19 protein-coding genes are annotated in these 18,874 nt (G+C 69.1%); 8 read left to right on the plus strand and 11 right to left on the minus strand.

Translation table 11 applies throughout. The features are described from left to right. Positions 1-3: 3 nt before the first annotated feature. The 7 genes from A5705_RS08010 to A5705_RS08040 form a co-directional block, all read right to left on the minus strand. Positions 4-1,458, minus strand: a complete 1,455-nt coding sequence (locus A5705_RS08010) for an NAD(P)/FAD-dependent oxidoreductase (RefSeq protein ID WP_068276675.1) — start codon at positions 1,456-1,458, stop codon at positions 4-6. 26 nt (positions 1,459-1,484) lie between these two features. Next, positions 1,485-2,171: a haloacid dehalogenase type II gene (locus A5705_RS08015; RefSeq protein WP_068276678.1), complete on the minus strand. Its 687-nt coding sequence runs from the start codon at positions 2,169-2,171 to the stop codon at positions 1,485-1,487. A gap of 2 nt (positions 2,172-2,173) precedes the next feature. After that, on the minus strand, positions 2,174-3,061 hold the full coding sequence (locus tag A5705_RS08020) for a DUF427 domain-containing protein (RefSeq protein WP_068276681.1): 888 nt from the start codon (positions 3,059-3,061) through the stop codon (positions 2,174-2,176). A 55-nt stretch (positions 3,062-3,116) separates the two neighbouring features. Further along, positions 3,117-4,163: a zinc-binding dehydrogenase gene (locus A5705_RS08025; RefSeq protein WP_068276684.1), complete on the minus strand. Its 1,047-nt coding sequence runs from the start codon at positions 4,161-4,163 to the stop codon at positions 3,117-3,119. Positions 4,164-4,327: 164 nt separating this feature from the next. Beyond that, on the minus strand, positions 4,328-4,984 hold the full coding sequence (locus A5705_RS08030) for a TetR/AcrR family transcriptional regulator (RefSeq protein ID WP_068276764.1): 657 nt from the start codon (positions 4,982-4,984) through the stop codon (positions 4,328-4,330). Beyond that, positions 4,977-5,669: a TetR/AcrR family transcriptional regulator gene (locus A5705_RS08035; RefSeq protein WP_067883654.1), complete on the minus strand. Its 693-nt coding sequence runs from the start codon at positions 5,667-5,669 to the stop codon at positions 4,977-4,979. Before A5705_RS08035 ends, A5705_RS08030 begins: the two co-directional genes overlap by 8 nt. Positions 5,670-5,743: 74 nt before the next feature. Next, positions 5,744-6,616, minus strand: a complete 873-nt coding sequence (locus tag A5705_RS08040) for an alpha/beta fold hydrolase (protein ID WP_068276687.1) — start codon at positions 6,614-6,616, stop codon at positions 5,744-5,746. On the opposite strand from A5705_RS08040, the gene A5705_RS08045 reads away from it, so the two are divergent. Continuing rightward, positions 6,575-7,525, plus strand: coding sequence for an SDR family oxidoreductase (locus A5705_RS08045; RefSeq protein ID WP_231982384.1), 951 nt, complete (start codon positions 6,575-6,577; stop codon positions 7,523-7,525). The genes A5705_RS08040 and A5705_RS08045 overlap by 42 nt on opposite strands. Before the next feature lie 30 nt (positions 7,526-7,555). After that, entirely contained in the window at positions 7,556-9,259 is a 1,704-nt protein-coding gene (locus A5705_RS08050) for an MOSC and FAD-binding oxidoreductase domain-containing protein (RefSeq protein WP_067883657.1), read from the plus strand. A gap of 9 nt (positions 9,260-9,268) precedes the next feature. Here the strand turns inward: A5705_RS08050 and A5705_RS08055 are convergent, their stop codons facing one another. Further along, positions 9,269-10,009 carry an SDR family NAD(P)-dependent oxidoreductase gene (locus A5705_RS08055; RefSeq protein WP_067883658.1) on the minus strand — a complete coding sequence of 247 codons (741 nt, stop codon included), beginning with the start codon at positions 10,007-10,009 and terminating at the stop codon, positions 9,269-9,271. Between the two features lie 159 nt (positions 10,010-10,168). Between A5705_RS08055 and A5705_RS08060 the strand changes: the two genes are divergently transcribed. Further along, positions 10,169-11,068, plus strand: a complete 900-nt coding sequence (locus A5705_RS08060) for a LysR family transcriptional regulator (protein ID WP_067883659.1) — start codon at positions 10,169-10,171, stop codon at positions 11,066-11,068. Positions 11,069-11,080: 12 nt separating this feature from the next. On the opposite strand, the gene A5705_RS08065 is transcribed toward A5705_RS08060, so the two are convergent. Together A5705_RS08065 and A5705_RS08070 are read right to left on the minus strand one after the other, a co-directional pair. After that, the gene (locus tag A5705_RS08065) at positions 11,081-11,878 is read right to left on the minus strand and encodes a family 1 encapsulin nanocompartment shell protein (RefSeq protein ID WP_067883660.1); all 798 of its coding nucleotides are present in this window, start codon (positions 11,876-11,878) and stop codon (positions 11,081-11,083) included. Continuing rightward, positions 11,875-12,930: a Dyp-type peroxidase gene (locus A5705_RS08070; RefSeq protein ID WP_197521248.1), complete on the minus strand. Its 1,056-nt coding sequence runs from the start codon at positions 12,928-12,930 to the stop codon at positions 11,875-11,877. Before A5705_RS08070 ends, A5705_RS08065 begins: the two co-directional genes overlap by 4 nt. A gap of 10 nt (positions 12,931-12,940) precedes the next feature. Here A5705_RS08070 and A5705_RS08075 point away from each other — a divergent pair, with 10 nt between their 5' ends. After that, the gene (locus A5705_RS08075) at positions 12,941-14,197 is read left to right on the plus strand and encodes a M18 family aminopeptidase (RefSeq protein ID WP_068276767.1); all 1,257 of its coding nucleotides are present in this window, start codon (positions 12,941-12,943) and stop codon (positions 14,195-14,197) included. Between the two features lie 14 nt (positions 14,198-14,211). Continuing rightward, positions 14,212-14,559: a VOC family protein gene (locus A5705_RS08080; RefSeq protein WP_068276695.1), complete on the plus strand. Its 348-nt coding sequence runs from the start codon at positions 14,212-14,214 to the stop codon at positions 14,557-14,559. An 8-nt stretch (positions 14,560-14,567) separates the two neighbouring features. On the opposite strand, the gene A5705_RS08085 is transcribed toward A5705_RS08080, so the two are convergent. Continuing rightward, positions 14,568-14,963, minus strand: coding sequence for a nuclear transport factor 2 family protein (locus tag A5705_RS08085; protein WP_068276698.1), 396 nt, complete (start codon positions 14,961-14,963; stop codon positions 14,568-14,570). Between the two features lie 124 nt (positions 14,964-15,087). Between A5705_RS08085 and A5705_RS08090 the strand changes: the two genes are divergently transcribed. Genes A5705_RS08090 through A5705_RS08100 form a run of 3 tightly spaced genes read left to right on the plus strand, consistent with a single transcriptional unit; the run spans position 15,088 to position 18,800 of the window. Then, positions 15,088-15,879, plus strand: coding sequence for a helix-turn-helix domain-containing protein (locus tag A5705_RS08090; protein WP_068276700.1), 792 nt, complete (start codon positions 15,088-15,090; stop codon positions 15,877-15,879). 18 nt (positions 15,880-15,897) lie between these two features. Then, positions 15,898-18,192: a phosphoribosylformylglycinamidine synthase subunit PurL gene (purL, locus tag A5705_RS08095; protein ID WP_068276703.1), complete on the plus strand. Its 2,295-nt coding sequence runs from the start codon at positions 15,898-15,900 to the stop codon at positions 18,190-18,192. Continuing rightward, a complete protein-coding gene (locus tag A5705_RS08100) occupies positions 18,189-18,800 on the plus strand; it encodes a CPBP family intramembrane glutamic endopeptidase (RefSeq protein WP_068276706.1) in 612 nt (203 codons plus the stop codon). The genes purL and A5705_RS08100 overlap by 4 nt, the downstream gene beginning before the upstream one ends. Positions 18,801-18,874 lie beyond the last annotated feature (74 nt).

The following is an 18,874-nucleotide window of genomic DNA, read 5'->3' on the forward strand; positions in this document are numbered from 1 at the left end:
GCGTCAATTATCGTCCGCCGCATCCCGATAGGCCTCGAGCAATCTCAGCCACAGTTCGCTGACCGTCGGGAAGCAGGGGACCGCATGCCACAGCCGATCGAGCGGCACCTGGCCCGCGACGGCGATCGTGGCCGAGTGCAGCATCTCGGTGACCCCGGGGCCGACCAGCGTGACGCCGAGCAGGCGCCCGCGATCGGCATCGACCACCATGCGCGCCCGACCCGTGTACCCGTCGGCGTAGAGCTTGGCTCCCATCACGACGTCGCCGATCTCGACATCGACCGTGCGCACCCGGTGCCCGGCGTCCTCGGCCTGTCGGGCTGTCAGTCCGACGGCGGCGGCTTCCGGGTCGGTGAAGAAGGCCTGCGGCACGGCGTGGTGGTCGGCGGTGGTCGCGTGGGCGCCCCACGGGGCGGTGTCCAACGGCCGTCCCTCCGCGCGCGCCCCGATCGCCGCTCCGGCGATGCGCCCCTGGTACTTGCCCTGATGGGTCAGCAGCGCCCGGTGATTGACGTCGCCCGCCGCATAGAGCCAGCCGTCCTCGACCGCTCGCACCCGGCAGGTGTCGTCGGCGTCGAGCCAGCTGCCCGGGCGCAGCCCGATCGTCTCCAGGCCGATGTCGTCGGTGAGCGGCGCCCGGCCCGTGGCGAAAAGCACCTCACTGACCTCTAATTCGGATCCGTCGCCCAATTCGAGGATCGCGCGCCCGCCGTCGGGCCGGCGCAGCGCGCGGACCGATGCTCCCGTGCGGACGTCCACACCCGCCTCGGCGAGTCCACGGCCGATGAGCTCGCCCACGAAGGGCTCCATGCGGGGCAGCAGGCCGGAGCCGCGAGCCAGCAGGGTCACCTGCGCGCCCAATCCTTGCCAGGCGGTGGCCATTTCGACGCCCACGCCGCCCGCACCGACGACGGCGAGCCGCTCCGGGACGTAGCTGCTGTCGGTGGCATCCCGGTTCGTCCACGGTTTGGCCTCGGCGATGCCGGGCAGGTCGGGGAGCGCGGGCCGGCTGCCGGTGCAGACCACCACCGCGTGCCGCGCCGTCAGCACCGGCTGCTCGCCGCCGGGGGTGCTGACGGCGACTCGGCGCGGGCCGGCCAACCGGCCGTGCCCGCGCACCAGGGTGGCGCCGAGTCCGGTCACCCAGTCGGCCTGGCCGCTGTCGTCCCAGTCGGTGACGTAGCGATTGCGGCGACCGAAGACGCCCGCGCTGCTGATCGAACCGCTGACCGCCTCGCGGGCGCCGTCGACCCGGCGCGCGTCCGAGACGGCGATGACCGGGCGCAGCAACGCTTTACTGGGCACGCAGGCCCAGTACGAGCACTCGCCCCCGACGAGCTCGCGCTCGACCACCGCAACGCTGAGACCCGCGGCGCGGACGCGGTCGGCGACGTTCTGCCCGATCGGCCCGGCGCCCAGTATGACGACGTCGTAGTGCGAGTCGAAGTCCGCCGTCATATGCGAAGGTCCTCTCCGTGGTTCGGCTATCCGCCGATGAGGCGCGCGGCCAGCTGTCGCATGTCGCTCACCACCAGCGTCGGTTGGGGCAGCCCGTCGACGGGCAGCGGCGGATTGCCCGGTCGGGTGATCAGTGCCGAGCTGAAACCCACATGCTGGGCGCCGAGGGTGTCCCACACGTGTGCGGCCACCATCATGCAATCGGCGGGAGCGACGCCGAGCGTTTCGCACACGTACCGGTACACCGCGGGGGCCGGCTTGAAGGCGCGGCGGGCGTCGACGCTCAGCTGCGCCTCGAAAAAGTCGCCGAGCCCGGAATGCTGCAGTGCGGTCGGCCCGGTCGGGTTGGGCGGTGAGTTGGTCAGGGTGACAAGGCGGAATCCGTTGTCGCGCAGAGCGGCAAGCGCATCGGCCGCATCCGGGTGTGCCGGCATCGTGAGCAGGCCGCTTTTCAGGCGGTGCAGGTCGTCGTCCGTGACGTCCACGTGGTAGATGTCACCGAGCATCCGCAGCACGCCCTGGGCGAGCGCCGAGAAGTTCACGTAGTTGTCCGCCAGGGTGACGGTCATCGAGTACATGACGAGCTGGGCGAACCATTCGCGCAGCACCCCCTCGTCGCCGAACTTCTCCCCGAAAAGCGGCGCCAGCGACTCGATGTCGAGGAGCGTCTCGTTCACGTCGAATACGAGTACCGACGGGGTTCCGGGCCGCATGGTCAATCCCTGGCGCTCTGCGTGGACGGCTTCGGAAGCAGCACCTCATCGGTGTCGAGCCCGCGGTCAACGCCATGCGGAATGACGGTCTGGCCGGGCTCGAGCTGTAGCTGCTTGCCGTCGAGATACACATCGATCTTATCGGGCTCGAAGGAAACCAGATTTGTCACCGGCCCTACCTCCGGCCAGGCGTCGACGTACGACCAGGCGGCCCGCTTGCGGCCGCCGACGTCGTAATAGGAGCAGATCCCCTTATAGGGGCAAAAGGTCTGCAACGCAACGAGAGTGAGGGAATCCTGGTCGGTATCCTCTCGCGGCACGTACCAGCGCGGCGCAAAGCCCGATTCGTATAGTGCCAACGGGTGCTTCGTTTCGGCGACCACCTGCTCCCCGTCCCGGACGACGAGATGGCGTGAGGTGGAGCGGATGTCGATGCGGTGATAGGCGTCGGCGGCATGCCCGACGATGCGGTCGTCTTCCTCGTAGAAGGCGTCCATGGCGCGCCAGGCGAAGGCCAGCCGCCCGTCCAGGACCGCTGCATGCGGCGGCAGTGCCGTGTGTTGCCAGGCGGCGTGATTGGCCTCTCGCTCCGCGGCCGTGACGGTGAACCACCGGGTGTCGCCGAGGTCGCGGTGCTGAGTCACCCGATCCTCGGCGACCACCATTCCCGCCTCGACATCACCGGCGGGGAAGTAGGCGACCGGGTACCGCCCCGGTTCGTGCAGCAGGATGACGTCCTCGCTGTCGGCGATCCAGCGGTCCGCGAAGCGCACCCGCATGCGCCGGCGCAACGGCTCGGCGAACAACAGCCGCGGCGGCAGCGGCTGCTCGACGAGGAAATGCCCCGCCGATCCGGATGCCAATGGTCCTTGTTGCCATGCCAAACCCACTGTGGTGTCCCCTCATTGGCGAAAGCTATTCTCGAGGAAAGTCTTTACGCCGCTGTCAGTCCATGACAACGACGACCTTACCGCCGGCTTCGCCCGACTCCGCCAGCCGGTGGGCCTCGTGAATCTGGTCGAACGAAAAAACGCGAGCCGGTTTCGCGTCGAATTTGCCATCCGCCACCTGCTGTGCGATGTCGCCCAGCGGCACATCCGACACCGGGAAGCCGGGATTGCCAAAGACCGGGCTGGCGAAGAAGGTGAAGTTCACCCCGCTGGCCATCCGCGCAAGCGGGTTGAAATCGCCGATGGGCGCAAGCCCGCCGAGCCACCCGGCCAGGCATGCCGAACCACCGCGGCGCAACATGTCGAGAGAGTCGAGGATCGTGCTATTGCCGACGAAATCGAGGACCGCATCGATCTGCTTGGCCTCGGCAATGTGGCTGGCAAGGTCACGGCGCTCCAATTCGATGCGGACAGCTCCCAACTCCTCGAGCATCCGAAAGCGCTCGCGGCTACGCGCGGTGGCGATGACGTTCGCCCCGGTGGCCACGGCCATCTTGAGCGCCGCCTGACCCAACGCCGAGGTGGCCCCGCGGATCACCAGCGTCTGTCCCGCCGTCAATTCGAGGTTGCGGAACAGGCACGTCCAAGCGGTCGCATAGGTTTCCGGGAGCGCGGCGAGCTGCGACCACGTCAGGTCGGACTCGAGTGGGACGACGTTCGCCGCGCGGACGCGCGTGTACTCGGCGTAGCTGCCATTGATCGTTCGCCCCAGGCCGCCCATCAAGGCCGCCACCTTGGCGCCGGTCGGGAATTCGCCTCCCGGGCAGGAGTCGACGACGCCCACGCATTCGATGCCGCTGACTTCGGCGGCTTCCGCCCATTCCCCCCGGCGCATGTGGATCTCGGCGTGGTTGATGCCGAACCCCTTGACCTGGATGACAACTTCGCCGTCCCGGGGCAGCGGCTTGGGGATGTCGGTGTAGACGAGGTTGTCGAGTCCGCCGAACCCCGCGAGGATGATCGCTCGCATGGTATCGCCGCCGGGCCGCTCGCGAACAACGGCCGGAGCGGTGGGCAGCTGGGGTGCATCGGTGATGGACAACTGCCGCCTCTTCCCCAGATCGCTTGTTGGCCTGTGCATGTGGATCTGCGCCGGTGCATCGGCGCGTCGGCTGCGAGCCGTCCACATCAGATTGAATGGGCCATCTGACCCACTATTATGGGCCAGCGGACCCATTCTGTCCAGACCGGCGGCCGGCAACCGGGTCAGGACTTACCTCGGCGACGCGTGTTGCGCGGTGGGGGCGGCGGCGCAAAGGAGCGCACGTAGTCGACGGCCGCCGTGACGGCGGCCCGCAGCGGTTCGGTGTCTCCGGTGGCGTGCGTGACCATGGCGCCGCCCTGGTGTGCGACAACCAGCGACACGGCCAGATGCCGCGGGTCGGCGTCGGGGCGCAGGTCGCCGCGCTGCCGCATCGCCGTGAGACCCGCCTGAAACAGCCCGATCCACTGGTCGTAGCCCGCCGAGAGATCGTCGTGCACTTCGTCGTCGGCGTCGATGAGCTCACCGGCCAAAGCGCCGTAGACGCAACCGCCGACGCGGTACACGGAGTCCGCGGCGGTGATGCACGCATCGGCCCACGCCTGCAGCGCATCGAGGCTGTCGAGACCTTCCAGCGACGGTTGAGTGTGGAAGGCCCGCACCTCGTCGCGGCGAGCGGCGACGACATGGCGGGTGAGGTCGCGCTTGTCGGCGAAGTAGTGCGACATCTGCGAGCCGCCCACGTCGGCCACGCGCCGCACCTGATCGATGCTGGTATTGGCGACGCCGCGCTCGAACATGAGGCGAGCGGCGACCTCGACGATGCGCGCCCGCGTCGCCAGACCCTTGCGGGTGAACCGCGATGGCGCGTCGTCAGTCACGTTGCCGCCCACGCCGAGCACGGGGGCGCCGGGCGGCCCGCGGGACCCGTTCGGCCGCATCGGTGGCGAACAGCCGCAAATAGTTGACCGCGAACCGGACCGCGTCGGCATGCGGCCACTCCGCCCGATAGGTGAAGGCCAGCGTCCCGCCCCCCTGGTGAGCGCTGACGATGACCAGCGCCAGCCGGCGCGGGTCGGCATCGGCGACCAGGACACCGTCATCTCTCATCCGCCGGATCGATTCCTCGAGCAGCTCGACCCACCGCCAGTAGCCCCATCCCAGGGTTTCGCGCGTCGCGTCGTCGGATTTCACCAGCTGGGCGGCGAGGGCGTGGTAGGTGGGTGTGCCGAAATATCCGATGCGCCTCAGGTAACGCAGGTTGAGGTCGGCCCACCGCTCGAAGTCGTCGAATGAACGCAGGCCGTGGAGCCTGGGCTGGCGGTGGAAGTCCAGCACCACTCCGATCTGGCGCCGGATCACCGCCCGAATGAGCGCGCCCTTGTCGGTGAAGTAGTGCGCAAGCTGCGAGCCGCTGACCGAAGCCGCCCTGCGCACGTTCTCCATGTTCGACGCCGACAGGCCCTCGGTGACGATGAGCTGGGCTGCGGCCTGCACGATCCGGTCGCGGGTGGCGCGCCCCTTGGCGGTCAACCGCTGCTCGTCGAGAACATCGGGATGGGCCATCGTCCCAGGTTAGTCCGGGGACTCCGCGCTTATGGGCTATTCAACCCATTGATACCGGTGCCGCCCGCGGCCCGTCAGGCGGCCACGGGGAGCTTGGCGAGGAAGTCGCGGATCAGCGCGGCGACCTCGTCCAGCGCCGATTCGAGCAGGAAGTGCCCGCCGTCGAGCAGGTGGATCTCGGCGTCGGGTAGGTCGTCGGCGAACGCCTCGGCGCCGGCCGGTCCGAAGATCTCGTCGCCGCGACCCCACACCGCCAGCAGCGGCACCCGGCTCGCGCGGAAGTACTCGTGCAGGCGCGGATAGAGCGGCGCGTTGGTGGCATAGTCGCGGAGCAGCTTCAGCTGGACTTCGTCGTTGCCGGGGCGAGAGATCAGCGCATGGTCGTGATGCCAGGCTTCGGGGTCGACGAGTGTCTCGTCGGGCACGCCCGTGACGTACTGCCACCGGGTGGCATCCAGCGTGAGGAACTGCCGCACCGGGGCCTCCGTGTCGGGTGTCGGCTCGTTTTGGTAGGCCCACACCACTTTCCAGAAGCTTTCGACGAATCCCGCGTCGTAACCGTTGCCGTTCTGGGTGATGATCGCGGTGATGGCGGACGGATCCCGCAGCGCGAGCCGCCATCCGATCGGGGCGCCGTAGTCCTGGACGTAGATGGCGTAGCGGTCGATGCCGAGCGTGCGCAACAGACCCGCGGTCAGGTCGGTGAGTGCATCGAAGGTGTAGTCGAACTCTTCGACCGGTGGGGCGTCCGAGAGTCCGAAGCCCAGGTGGTCCGGTGCGATCACGTGGTAGCGGTCGGCCAGCGCCGGTATCAGGGCCCGGAACATATAGGAACTGGTGGGGAACCCGTGCAGGAGGACCAGCGCGGGCGCGCCCGCATCGCCGGCCTCGCGGAAGAACAGCCGATGACCGTCGACGGTGGTGTAACGATGATGAACGCTCGCCATGACGTTCCTCCTGAGCCCGCGCTCGAACGCACCTACTTTATGGGTTGTGCAACCCATTATGCCTCAATCGGGCGGCGGGCAACAGCCCGGGCCGATATGTTGCCGCCCGCCCCGGATCGGCATATTCTGGGCCAGACATCCCAATTCTGGGGCCGGATCGGTTCCTGTCCCCACGCGAGGAGCGATCGCACGGTGGGTAACGCGTTGCGGGACAGAACAGTAGTGGTGGTCGGGCGTGGCAGCGGAATTGCTCGGGCCGTCGCGTTGCTTGCGCGATCGGAAGGTGCCCGCGTGGTCGTGGCCGGCCGGGACAAACCCAAGCTGGAAAGCGCATACGCCGGCCGCGACATCGCCGCAGAGGTGGTCGACCTCACCGACGACGAGTCGATCGCCGCCCTGGCCGCCCGGGTGGGCGCGGTGGATCATGTGGTGTCGACCGCGTCGGCACGCGCCCGCGGAAAGCTGGCCGACCTGGACCGCCATCAGCTGCGGCTCTCCTTCGACATCAAGGTGATCGGGCCGACCATGCTCGCCAAACACTTTGCGCCGCAGATGAAAGCGGGTGGTTCGCTCGTGCTGTTCTCGGGTGTTCACGCGTTCAAGCACAACGTGGGTTACCTGGGCGTCGGTATCACCAACGGTGCAGTTGACTTCCTCGCTCGTTGGCTGGCCGTCGAACTCGCTCCCGTGCGGGTCAACGCGATCTCGCCCGGCGTCATCGACAGCGGAGCCTGGGATGCCTTCGGGGACGAGGGCAAGCGGGACTACTTCAACCGCATCGCCGACGGCAACCCCGTGGGGCGAATCGGAACCACCGACGATATCGCCGGAGCGGTCCTGTTCGCCATGACCAACACCTTCATGACCGGTGTGACGCTGAAGGTCGACGGCGGAGAGCCGCTGACCTAGGCTCCTCCCAGGGGACCGCAAGGAGACACAGTGGGCAGGCTGGTATCGGTCAATGTCGGCATGCCCAAGGACGTCCGATGGCGGGGCAAAACGGTCCACACCGGGATCTGGAAGACCCCGGTCGAGGGACCGGTCATGGTGCGCCGCCTCAACCTGGACGGTGACGGCCAGGGCGACCTCGGGGGCCACGGCGGTGAACAGCGCGCGGTGATGGTCTACCAGGTGGAGTCGTACGACTTTTGGAGGACCTACCTCGGTCGCGATGACCTGGAGCCGGGCCACTTCGGTGAAAATTTCACGATCGCCGGCCTGACCGACGACGAGGTCTGCATCGGTGACCGCTACCGCATCGGTCAGGCGGAATTCGAGGTCACCCAGCCGCGCGTCACCTGCTTCCGGGTCGGCATGCGACTCAACGAACCCAGGATGCCCAATCTGTTTGTCTCCCAGCATCGGCCGGGCTTTTACTTCCGGGTCATCAGCGAGGGAACCGTTTGCGCCGGCGACGACATCGTACGGACCCGGCGAGGCCGTCACGAGCTCAGCGTCGCCGACGTCGATGCGCTGCTCTACCTGCCAAATCGCAACGCCGAGCAACTCCATAAGGTCGTCGACGTCCCGGCGCTCAGCCCCGGCTGGCAACAGTCCTTCCGGGACATGCTGGCCGAACCCGGGCCCGCCGTGGCGCCGGTGACCGGAGTATCACCGCGGTGGAACGGATTTCGCACCTTGCGGGTCGCCCGTATACACCGCGAAAGCCCCCAGGTGTTGTCGATTCGCCTGGAGTCCGAGGACGGCGACCCGTTGCCACCGCCGCTGCCGGGGCAATACCTGCCCGTGCGACTTCGCGGAGCCGGCGAACCGGCGCCGCTGCGCAGCTACTCGCTGTCGGGTGATCCCGCTGCGGGGACCTACCGGCTGAGCGTCAAGCGCGAAGACCATGGTTTGGTGAGCCGGTGGCTGCACGCCCACATCCAGCCAGGGGCGGTGATCGAGGCGGCCGCACCACGTGGCGACTTCTATCTCACCGACGGCGACAATCCGGTTGTCCTCTGCTCGGCGGGCATCGGGGCCACGCCCGTGCTGGCGATGTTGCACGCGCTGTCCGCCGGCCACAGCGTCCGCGACGTCTGGTGGCTGCACACCGCCCGCAACCCCGAAACGCAGGCGTTCGCAGCCGAAGTCACGAGCCTGATCGACTCCCTGCCGCACGCTCGGCAGCGCGTCTTCTACACCGAGACCCAGGGCCGCCTCAACGGGGAGTCGATCGCGGCACTGGGCCTGCCGCCCGACGCCAGCGTCTACCTTTGCGGCCCGACCCAATTCATGGCCGATATCCGTGAATTCCTGACGGCCGCCGGCTCAGACCCCCAGAACATCCACAGCGAACTCTTCGGTGCCCTGCCGGCGATCAACCCGGGCGTTCTCGAAACCGGAGAGCGCCCCGTGCCGCACCCGCCCGCCGGACCGCCCGGCACCGGACCGTCGGTGACCTTCGCCCGCAGCGGGCTGACCGTCGACTGGTCGCCGGACTACGGCAGCATTCTCGACCTCGCCGAGGCGTGCGATGTGCCGACCCGCTTCTCGTGCCGCAGCGGGGTGTGTCACGTGTGCGTCACCGGCATCGTCTCCGGGACGGCGACCTACGTGCAGGCACCGCTGGAGCAGCCCGGCGATGCCGAGGTCCTGATCTGCTCGGCCGCGCCGGGCAGCGACCTGGTGTTGGACCTGTGACGGCCCCCACTACGGGGCGAGCGCCAGTAGTCCGCCGCTCACCGGCAGGATCGCGCCGTTGATGTAGCCCGCCTGCGGAGAGGCCAGAAACGTTACGGCATTGGCGATCTCGTCGGCCTGCGCCACCCGGCCAAGCGTGGTGACCGTGGCGAAGCCCTCGGCGAGGCCGGGAGTCGCGGCGGTGCCCAACGTTTCGGTCGGCCCGGCCTGCACGGCGTTCACCCGGACCCCGGACGGGCCGAATTCGTCCGCCCAGACCCGCGTCAGCAGCTCGAGACCCGCCTTGCTGGCGCCATAGACGCCGGCCATCTTCGCCGGGACGGCGGCGGCGATGGTGCTGATGTTCACGACGACGCCCCTGCCCCGCGCGGCCATGCCGGGCACCAGTTGCTGGACCAGCAGATAGGGCGCGCGCAGGTTGATGTTCATGTGTTCGTCGAAGACCCCGTCGTCGAGGTCGGCGGTCGTCCCGAACTTGTACACGCCTGCGTTGTTGACCAGGATGTCGACCGGGCCCACCGCGGCCGCCAGGCGCCGAACGTCGTCGGCCTCGGCCAGGTCGGCCGCAACGAAACGTGCCTTCCCTCCGGAATTTTCGATCTCCTGGACCGTCTTGGCACCGCGTTCGGCGCTGCGCCCGTGCACCACCACCTCGGCGCCGAGCGCGGCGAGTTGCAGTGCGACCGCGCGCCCGATGCCCGACGTGGCACCGGTGACCAGCGCGGTCGAGCCCTCAAGTGTTGTTTCCATACCAGTTCTCCTCGACGAATTGCTGCACATGCCGAAGCGCATAGCGCCCCCGCGCACCCATTTAATTCCGGCGTCGCCGAGTGGCTATCGGCTTTGTCGATGGCGGCCATTAACTAAGCTGAGCAGGTATCGGGAGAAGCAGGGGACCGGCCATCGGCTATGGAGTTGCGAGAACTTGGTGCCTTCGTGGCCGTCGTGGAAGAGGGCGGCATGTCGGCGGCGTCTCGCCGACTACACGTGAGCCAGTCGGCGATCTCACAGACGGTGAGCGCGCTCGAGCGCGAACTGGGGGTTCAGCTGCTGGAGCGGGTCAGCACCGGCGTACGACCCACCGACGCCGGCGTTGCCCTGCTCGAGGAAGCCCGCGGCGTCCTCGCTCGATACCGACAGGCGGTGCGAGCAATGGCGAGCTATCGCGGCGAAGCCGACGGGGCCATACGGCTGGGCATCCCGCTGGAGCTGGCTCCGCGCATGTTGCCGGGTGTCCTCGCCAAGTTCGCGGCAGACGTCCCCGAGACGCGAGTCGTCCCGCGCCACCTGTCGACGGCCGCGCAATTTGCCGCTTTGCACAACGACGAACTCGACGTCGGCCTGGTGCGCGAACGTCCCACCGGGTCCGAATTCGACGCATTACTGGTGTCGCGGGAAAGCCTTGGGGTCCTGCTTGATTCAGCGGTTGCCGCCGACCGGGTCGGTCCCGAGGGAATCGCACTGCACGATCTGAGTGACCTCCGCTGGACGGGCTTTCCCCGGTCGAGCAGCCCCGCGTGGTACGACGAGCTCACGGCGGCGCTCCGCGGCCATGGCATCGAAATCGGGCCGCCGGCGCCGGATGGCCACGTGCTGATCGCCGACGTCAAGTTCGCCGCCGTGAGCGGTGGGCATGCCTTCGCGCTTGCACCGGAGGACCAGCTGCAACCGTTGCCCGACAACGTGACGTGGGCCCCGCTGGTAGGACGGCCCTTGGTGCGCCGTACCTGGGTGGTGTGGCCGGCCGACTCGCGGCGCCGCGATATCGGCCGTCTCATCGCCTCGTTCGAGCTGCCGGAGGACAGCTGACGGCGTGCGGTACTAGGGGGCCAGGCAGACCGACGCCTCGGCCGTGTAGCACAAGAACGTCAGGGTCTCCTGCAAATACAGCTGAACGGTCTCGGCGTCGTGGCTGAGGTATCCGATCGCGACGTCGGTGCCCAGCTGCAGATCGAAGTCGCCGCCCCGGGTGGTCAGCACGAAGGCGCCGTCGATGGCCGGCGCCCAGATGATGTCCCCGTCGACCAATCGGTTGAGGTGCTCGCGGATGGGATACCCGTGTTCGGTGGTCTCGCTGACCTTGGTGTACACGTCGGCGGCCAGCAGCACCGAGTACGGGCCGTCCACGCCGGCCAGCCGCAGCCCGGTCAACGCCTGCGAGATGGCGTCGGGCATGTCGCGGGGATCCTCGGGCAGCTGCAACGGCGGGTTGGAGCTGCAGCCGCGGATGCCGTCGATCGACCCGGCGCCGTAGCCCTCGAAGATGGCGCGGTCCTCGACGAACGCCAGCTTCTTGGCCGCGGCCTTGACGGGGTCCCAGTCGGAGTCCTGCGCACCGCGTTCGACGTTGTCGATCTCGTACCGCGAGAGGTTGAACGGAACACGCAGGCGGACAAGGGGTTTGCTCTCCCGGAGGTGGGCCACCACGCCGTCGGTGGGCGCCTCGACGTCACGAAGCCGGCCGGTGCTGATCGCCGCGGTGACCGGTCCGCCCGGTTCGCTGACGTCGACGACTCGCCGCCCGGCGATGTGGCGCTTGAAGGTTCGGGTGGCCTCCAATTCGATTTCGGCCCAAGCGGCTTCGGTGACCGGTGCCAGGTCGCGGTAGAGGTTGTTCATCGAGTGGTTCCTTTCAGGCTGCCGATCGCGAGTGAGCCGTCATCAGCTGCCGCTGGCCGCGCCGCCAGCGACGGCGCGGGCAACGACGGTGGGTCGTCGAGGAAGTCGACGGTGGGCGAGAAGAACAACCCGCCGGTGAGCGCGGTGGAGAAGTCCAGGATACGGTCGGTGTTGCCGGGCGGGTCGCCGAGGAACATGTTCTGCAGCATCTGTTCGGTGACCCGCGGTGTGCGCGAATACCCGATGAAGTACGTCCCGTATTCCCCCTTGCCCAGCTCACCGAAGGGCATGTTGTGCCGCACGATCTTCAGCTCGGTGCCGTCGTCGCCGGTGATGACGTTGAGCGCGATGTGGGCGTTGGCCGGCTTGTCGTCGTCCCCGAGTTCGATGTCGTCCAGCTTGGTCCGGCCGATCACCAGTTCCTGCTCGGTGGCCGACAACGCGTTCCACGCCGACATGTCGTGCACGTACTTCTGCACGTGCACATAGCACGAGCCGGCGAAGTCGGGATCCTCATCGCCGACGGTGGTGGCGCTGACGGCCAGTGGGCCGTCGGGGTTTTCGGTGCCGTCGACAAAGCCCAGCAGGTCGCGGTTGTCGAAGTAGCGGAAACCGTGCACCTCGTCGACGACGGTGACGGCGCCCGCCATCGCCCGCAGGATGCGGTCGGCCAATTCGAAGCAGACGTCCAGGCTTTCGGCCCGGATGTGCAACAACAGGTCCCCGGGCGTGGCCGGGGCCGTGTGCCGCGGGCCCTTCAACGCGACGAACGGGTGCAGTTCGGCGGGACGCGGCCCGGAAAACAGGCGGTCCCAGGCGTCGGAGCCGATCGAGACTATCGCGGACAACCGCTTCGGGGGCTCACGGAAACCGATCGCGCGCACCAGCCCGGAAATGTCCGCCAGCGCGTCGTGCACCGTCGCCTCTCCGCCGTCGTCGATGGTGACGACGAGGAAGATGGCGGCTGGTGTCAACGGCTGGAGGATGGGTTGCGGCTGAACCGGAGGCACTCTGTCGACCCTATCGTGGCGACGGCGGTCGCCGACAGCCATGATGTTCACCATGCCGGCCAGCGCCGCAGACCTCTGCGACTTCATCGATGCGTCCCCGTCGCCGTTTCATGCCTGCGCGACGGTGGCCGCCCGGCTGGCCGCGTCCGGGTATGCCGAACTGGGCGAGGCCGACCGCTGGCCGCAGCAATCCGGCCGCTATTTCGTCGTGCGCGCCGGTTCGCTGGTCGCCTGGCATTCCGAGGAGACCGGCGGTCCGTTCCGGATCGTCGGCGCGCACACCGACAGCCCCAACCTGCGGGTCAAGCAGCACCCGGACCGCATCGTCGCCGGCTGGCGAGTGGTGGCGCTCGAGCCGTACGGGGGCGCATGGCTCAACTCCTGGCTGGACCGCGACCTGGGCATCAGCGGGCGGCTGTCGGTGCGGGACGGGCCGGGGATCGCCCATCGCCTGGTGCGGATCGACGACCCGATCCTGCGGGTGCCGCAGCTGGCGATCCACCTGGCCGAGGACCGCAAGTCGGTGACGCTGGACCCGCAGCGACACCTCAACGCGGTCTGGGGCGTTGGGGAACAACAGGGTTCGTTCGTCGCCTACGTCGCCGAGCGCGCCGGGGTGGCGCCCGGCGACGTGCTGGGCGCGGACCTCATGACGCACGATCTGACCCCGTCGGCCGTGATCGGGGCCGACGCCGACCTGTTGAGCGCGCCCCGGCTGGACAACCAGGCCAGCTGCTACGCGGGATTGGAGGCACTTCTTGGCGCCGAGCCGCGCGGATGCGTGCCGGTGCTGGTGCTCTTCGACCACGAGGAGGTCGGGTCGGCCTCCGACCGCGGCGCGCAGTCCAACCTGCTGAGCACCGTCCTCGAACGGATCGTGCTGGCCGCCGGCGGCACGAGGGAGGATTACCTGCGCCGGCTGCCGGCGTCGCTGCTGGCCTCGGCCGACATGGCCCACGCCACCCACCCCAACTATCCGGACCGGCACGAGCCGGGTCATCCGATCGAGGTCAACGCCGGCCCGGTGCTCAAGGTGCATCCCAACCTGCGGTACGCCACCGACGGGCGCACCGCCGCCGCGTTCGAGCTGGCGTGCCGGCAGACGGGGGTGCCGCTGCAACGCTACGAGCACCGCGCCGACCTGCCGTGCGGTTCGACGATCGGGCCGCTGGCGTCGGCCCGCACGGGCATCCCGACCGTCGATGTCGGCGCACCGCAGCTGGCGATGCACTCCGCGCGCGAGCTGATGGGCGCGCACGACGTCGGCGCCTATTCGGCGGCGCTGCAAGCGTTTCTGTCACCCCCCTGACCTACGATCCGGGCATGACGCTCAACATCGAAATGGTCACTATCGACTGCAGCGACCCGGCGACGCTGGCGGGCTGGTGGGCCGCACAGTTCGGCGGCACGACGCAGGAGTTGCTCGCCGACGAGTTCACGGCGGTGACGCTGTCGGAGGGACCCAAGCTCGGATTCCAGAAGGTGCCCGACCCGACGCCCGGGAAAAACCGCGTGCACCTCGACTTCAGCGCCGCCGACGTCGACGGCGAGGTGGCTCGGCTGACGGCGGCCGGGGCCAGCGAGGTCGGCCGGCACCAGTTCGGCGACAACTTCCGCTGGGTGGTGCTGGCCGACCCCGAGGGCAACGTCTTCTGCGTGGTGGGTCAGTAGCTCGCCGGTCAGCCCCGCTGGAGGATCGGCGGGTCGTAGCGGATCACGTTCTCCACGACGATCCCGTCGCGGGTGCGAACCCGGTCGATCCCCCGGATCTGGAACGGCCCGTCGGGCCCGGTGCCCCGGCCGACGTAGTGCAGGAACACCAGTTCCTCGCCCGCGGCGGCGCCGGGAACGGTGGCGCTGTCGATGACCTCGAGCGTCAAATCCGGTGCGGCATCCAGCAATTCGCCGATCTTCGCCGTGTAGGGCGCGATGCCGCGGACCGGCTCGGTGTCGCCGGGCCAGTAGCCGACGATGTCGTCGGCCAGGACGTCGAAGCCGCGCGACATGGTGGGCGCGGCCCAGTACGCCGCGAACACCTCGGCGCTGAATTTCGGGGCGGATTGGATGTCGGTCATCGTTTCTCCTCGGGTCGGGCGCTTCGATCGAGCGCTTCGTGCCCAGCGTGTCGCGGCGGTTGCAGCGGCACAATTACCTCCGAGGTCATCGCCACGCGTACGGCGGCGTGGTTACCGTGGCTTGGTGAGCCATGCGGCGGTGGGCGCCCTGTTGCGCGAATGGCGCGAGCGGCGACGGGTGAGCCAACTCGACCTGTCGTTGTCGGTGGGCGTGTCGGCGCGCCACCTGAGCTTCATCGAGACGGGCCGCTCGCGCCCCAGCCCGGAGATGGTGCTGGCCCTGGCCGAGGGTCTCGATGTTCCACTGCGCGAGCGCAACACGCTGCTGCTCGCGGCCGGCTTCGCGCCCCGCTATCAGGCGCGCCCGCTCGAAGACGCCGCGCTCTCCCCGGCCCGTGACGCGGTGCAGCGCCTCCTCGACGCCCACGACCCCTACCCCGGCATCGTGATCGATCGCTGCTGGAACATCGTGGGCACCAACGCGGCGGCCTCCGCGCTCACCGCCGGGCTGCCCGCGGAGCTGCTCGGCCCGCCGGCCAACGTCTACCGGCTGTCGCTGCACCCCGACGGCCTCGCCGGGCGGACCCTGAACTTTCCCGAATGGGCGGGCTACCTGCTCCACCAACTCCGGCGCACGATCGCAATCACCGGTGACCCGGGGCTGCAGGCGCTCGAGGACGAGGTGCGCCGGTACCCCGGAGTCGCGGGCGCCGCCAAAGCGCGAAGCGCGCCGCCGGACAACGCCGACGCGCTGCTCGTCCCCTTCGTGCTGGACGTCGGCGGTCGGCAACCGCTGTCCATGTTCACCACACTGACGACGTTCGGGACCCCGCTCGACGTCACGCTCGCCGAACTTGCCGTCGAGCTGTTCTATCCGGCCGACGCCGCGAGCGCCGCCCTGCTGCAGGGCAGGTAGCGCTCTTACACTGTTCGGGTGACTGTCTCCGGAACAGGGGCGCGGACCCAGATTGACACCGTCGACCAGGCCGCGACCACGCCCGACCAGCCGCAACCGTTTCACGAGCTGGGCCTGAAGGACGACGAGTACCAGCGCATCCGCGAGATCCTGGGCCGCAGGCCCACCGACACCGAGCTGGCGATGTACTCGGTGATGTGGAGCGAGCACTGCTCCTACAAGTCCTCGAAGGTGCACCTGCGCTACTTCGGTGAGACCACGACCGACGAGATGCGCGCCGGGATGCTCGCCGGGATCGGAGAGAACGCCGGCGTCGTCGACATCGGCGACGGCTGGGCGGTCACCTTCAAGGTGGAGTCGCACAACCACCCCTCCTACGTCGAGCCGTACCAGGGCGCGGCGACCGGCGTGGGCGGCATCGTGCGCGACATCATGGCCATGGGCGCGCGACCGGTCGCCGTCATGGACCAGCTCCGGTTCGGCGCCGCCGACGCCCCGGACACCCGCCGCGTGGTCGACGGCGTGGTGCGCGGCATCGGCGGCTACGGCAACTCGCTGGGACTGCCCAACATCGGCGGCGAGACCGTCTTCGACGCTTGCTACGCCGGCAATCCGTTGGTCAACGCGATGTGCGTCGGCGTGCTGCGGCAGGAGGACCTGCATCTGGCGTTCGCCTCGGGCACCGGCAACCAGATCATCCTGTTCGGCGCGCGGACGGGGCTCGACGGCATCGGCGGGGTGTCGGTGCTGGCGTCGGACACGTTCGACACCACCGGATCCCGCAAGAAGCTGCCCTCGGTCCAGGTGGGCGACCCCTTCATGGAAAAGGTGCTCATCGAGTGCTGCCTGGAGCTGTACGCGGGCGGCCTGGTGATCGGCATCCAGGACCTCGGCGGGGCAGGATTAGCTTGCGCCACTTCGGAATTGGCGTCGGCCGGGGACGGCGGGATGGCGATCCGGCTGGATGCGGTGAAGCTGCGGGCCAAGGAGATGACGCCGGCCGAGGTGCTGTGCAGCGAGTCGCAGGAACGCATGTGCGCGGTGGTGGCACCGGAGAACGTCGACGCCTTCATGGCGGTGTGCCGCAAATGGGAGGTGCTGGCCACCGTCATCGGCGAGGTCATCGACGGCGACCGGTTGCGGATCACCTGGCACGGCGAGACGGTCGTCGACGTGCCGCCGCGCACCGTGGCCCACGAGGGGCCGGTGTACCAGCGGCCGGTTGTGCGCCCCGCATCGCAGGACGCCCTGAACGCCGACCGGTCGACGAGCCTGCCGCGTCCGTCCACCGGCGACGAGCTGCGCGCGACTTTGCTTGCGCTGCTGGGCAGCCCGCACCTGTGCAGCCGCGCGTTCATCACCGAGCAGTACGACCGCTATGTGCGCGGCAACACCGTGCTGGCCGAGCACGCTGACGGCGGCGTGCTGCGCGTTGACGAGTCGACCGGCCGCGGCATCGCCGTGTCGACGGACGCGTCGGGTCGCTACACACTGCTGGATCCGTACGCCGGGGCTCAGCTCGCGCTGGCCGAGGCCTACCGCAACGTCGCCGTCACCGGCGCCACCCCCGTCGCGGTCACCAACTGCCTCAACTTCGGCTCGCCCGAGGACCCCGGGGTGATGTGGCAGTTCTCGCAGGCGGTGCGCGGCCTGGCCGATGGCTGTGTGGCCCTTGGCATTCCGGTGACCGGCGGCAACGTGAGCTTCTACAACCAGACCGGTTCGGCGGCGATCCTGCCCACGCCCGTGGTCGGCGTGCTCGGCGTGTTGGACAACGTCGCCCGGCGCATCCCGACCGGCCTGGGTACCGAACCGGGCGAGACTCTCATGCTGCTGGGCGACACGCGCGACGAGTTCGACGGTTCCGTCTGGGCGCAGGTGACCGCCGACCACCTGGGGGGGCTGCCGCCGAAGGTCGACCTGGCGCGCGAGAAGCTGCTGGCCGACGTGCTGGCCTCGGCATCGCGCGACGGGCTGGTGTCCGCCGCGCACGACCTGTCCGAGGGCGGCCTGGCCCAGGCCGTCGTGGAATCCGCGCTGGCGGGCGAAACCGGTTGCCGCATAGTGCTTCCCGAGGGTTCGGATCCGTTTGTGATGTTGTTTTCGGAGTCGGCGGGCCGGGTGCTGGTGGGGGTGCCTCGTACCGAGGAGAGCCGGTTCCGTGCGATGTGCGAGGCGCGCGGGCTGCCGGCGGTCCGCATCGGTGTCGTCGATCAGGCCTCGGACACGGTCGAGGTGCAGGGTCTGTTCACAGTGACCCTGGCGGAGCTGCGCGAGACCTCAGAATCGGTGCTGCCCCGCTTCTTTGGATGAGGCGGCAGCGGGCGCTGTTGTTGGCAGCGGCCGTGGTGGGCTGGAGCTTCGTCAGTCCGCGGCTGCCGCCCACGTGGCGCGTCACGCTGCAGGCGGCCGTAGGCGCGCTGCTGGTGGCGGCGACCCGCGCGCCGCTGGGACTGCGCCCGCCGCGATTGTGGGCGGGTGCCCGGCTGGGGTCGGCGGCCGGGGCGGGCGTCGCGGGCGCGATCGCCGCGACGTCCGCGGCGCCGATGGTCCGGGCGGCGATGGCCGTTGGTGAGCCGCCGGCGTCGGCGCCGGAATGGTTGCTGGTGCGAATCCCCGTCGGCACAGTCTGGGCCGAGGAGGCCACTTTTCGCGCCGCCCTGGCCACCGCCGGTACCCGGGCGTTCGGCCGAACCGGTGGAAGCCTGTTGCAGGCCGCGGCTTTTGGCCTCTCCCACATCCCGGACGCGCGGGCGACGGGTCAGCCGGTGGCGGCGACGGTCCTGGTCACCGGTCTCGCCGGCTGGGTGTTCGGCTGGCTGGCCGACCGCTCGGGCAGCCTCGCGGCGCCGATGCTGGCGCATCTGGCGATCAACGAGGCCGGCGCGATCGCCGCGCTGGCCGTGCGACGTGCGGCCTAATGAATGCCGGTTGCGCCTGGTGACCCGGCTACAATTGGCGAGGTTTTGTTTGAACCGATCTACGAGAGGGTTGG

Origin of the sequence: Mycobacterium sp. E787 (assembly GCF_001668725.1) — a bacterium.
In the GTDB taxonomy this organism is placed as follows: Bacteria; Actinomycetota; Actinomycetes; order Mycobacteriales; family Mycobacteriaceae; genus Mycobacterium.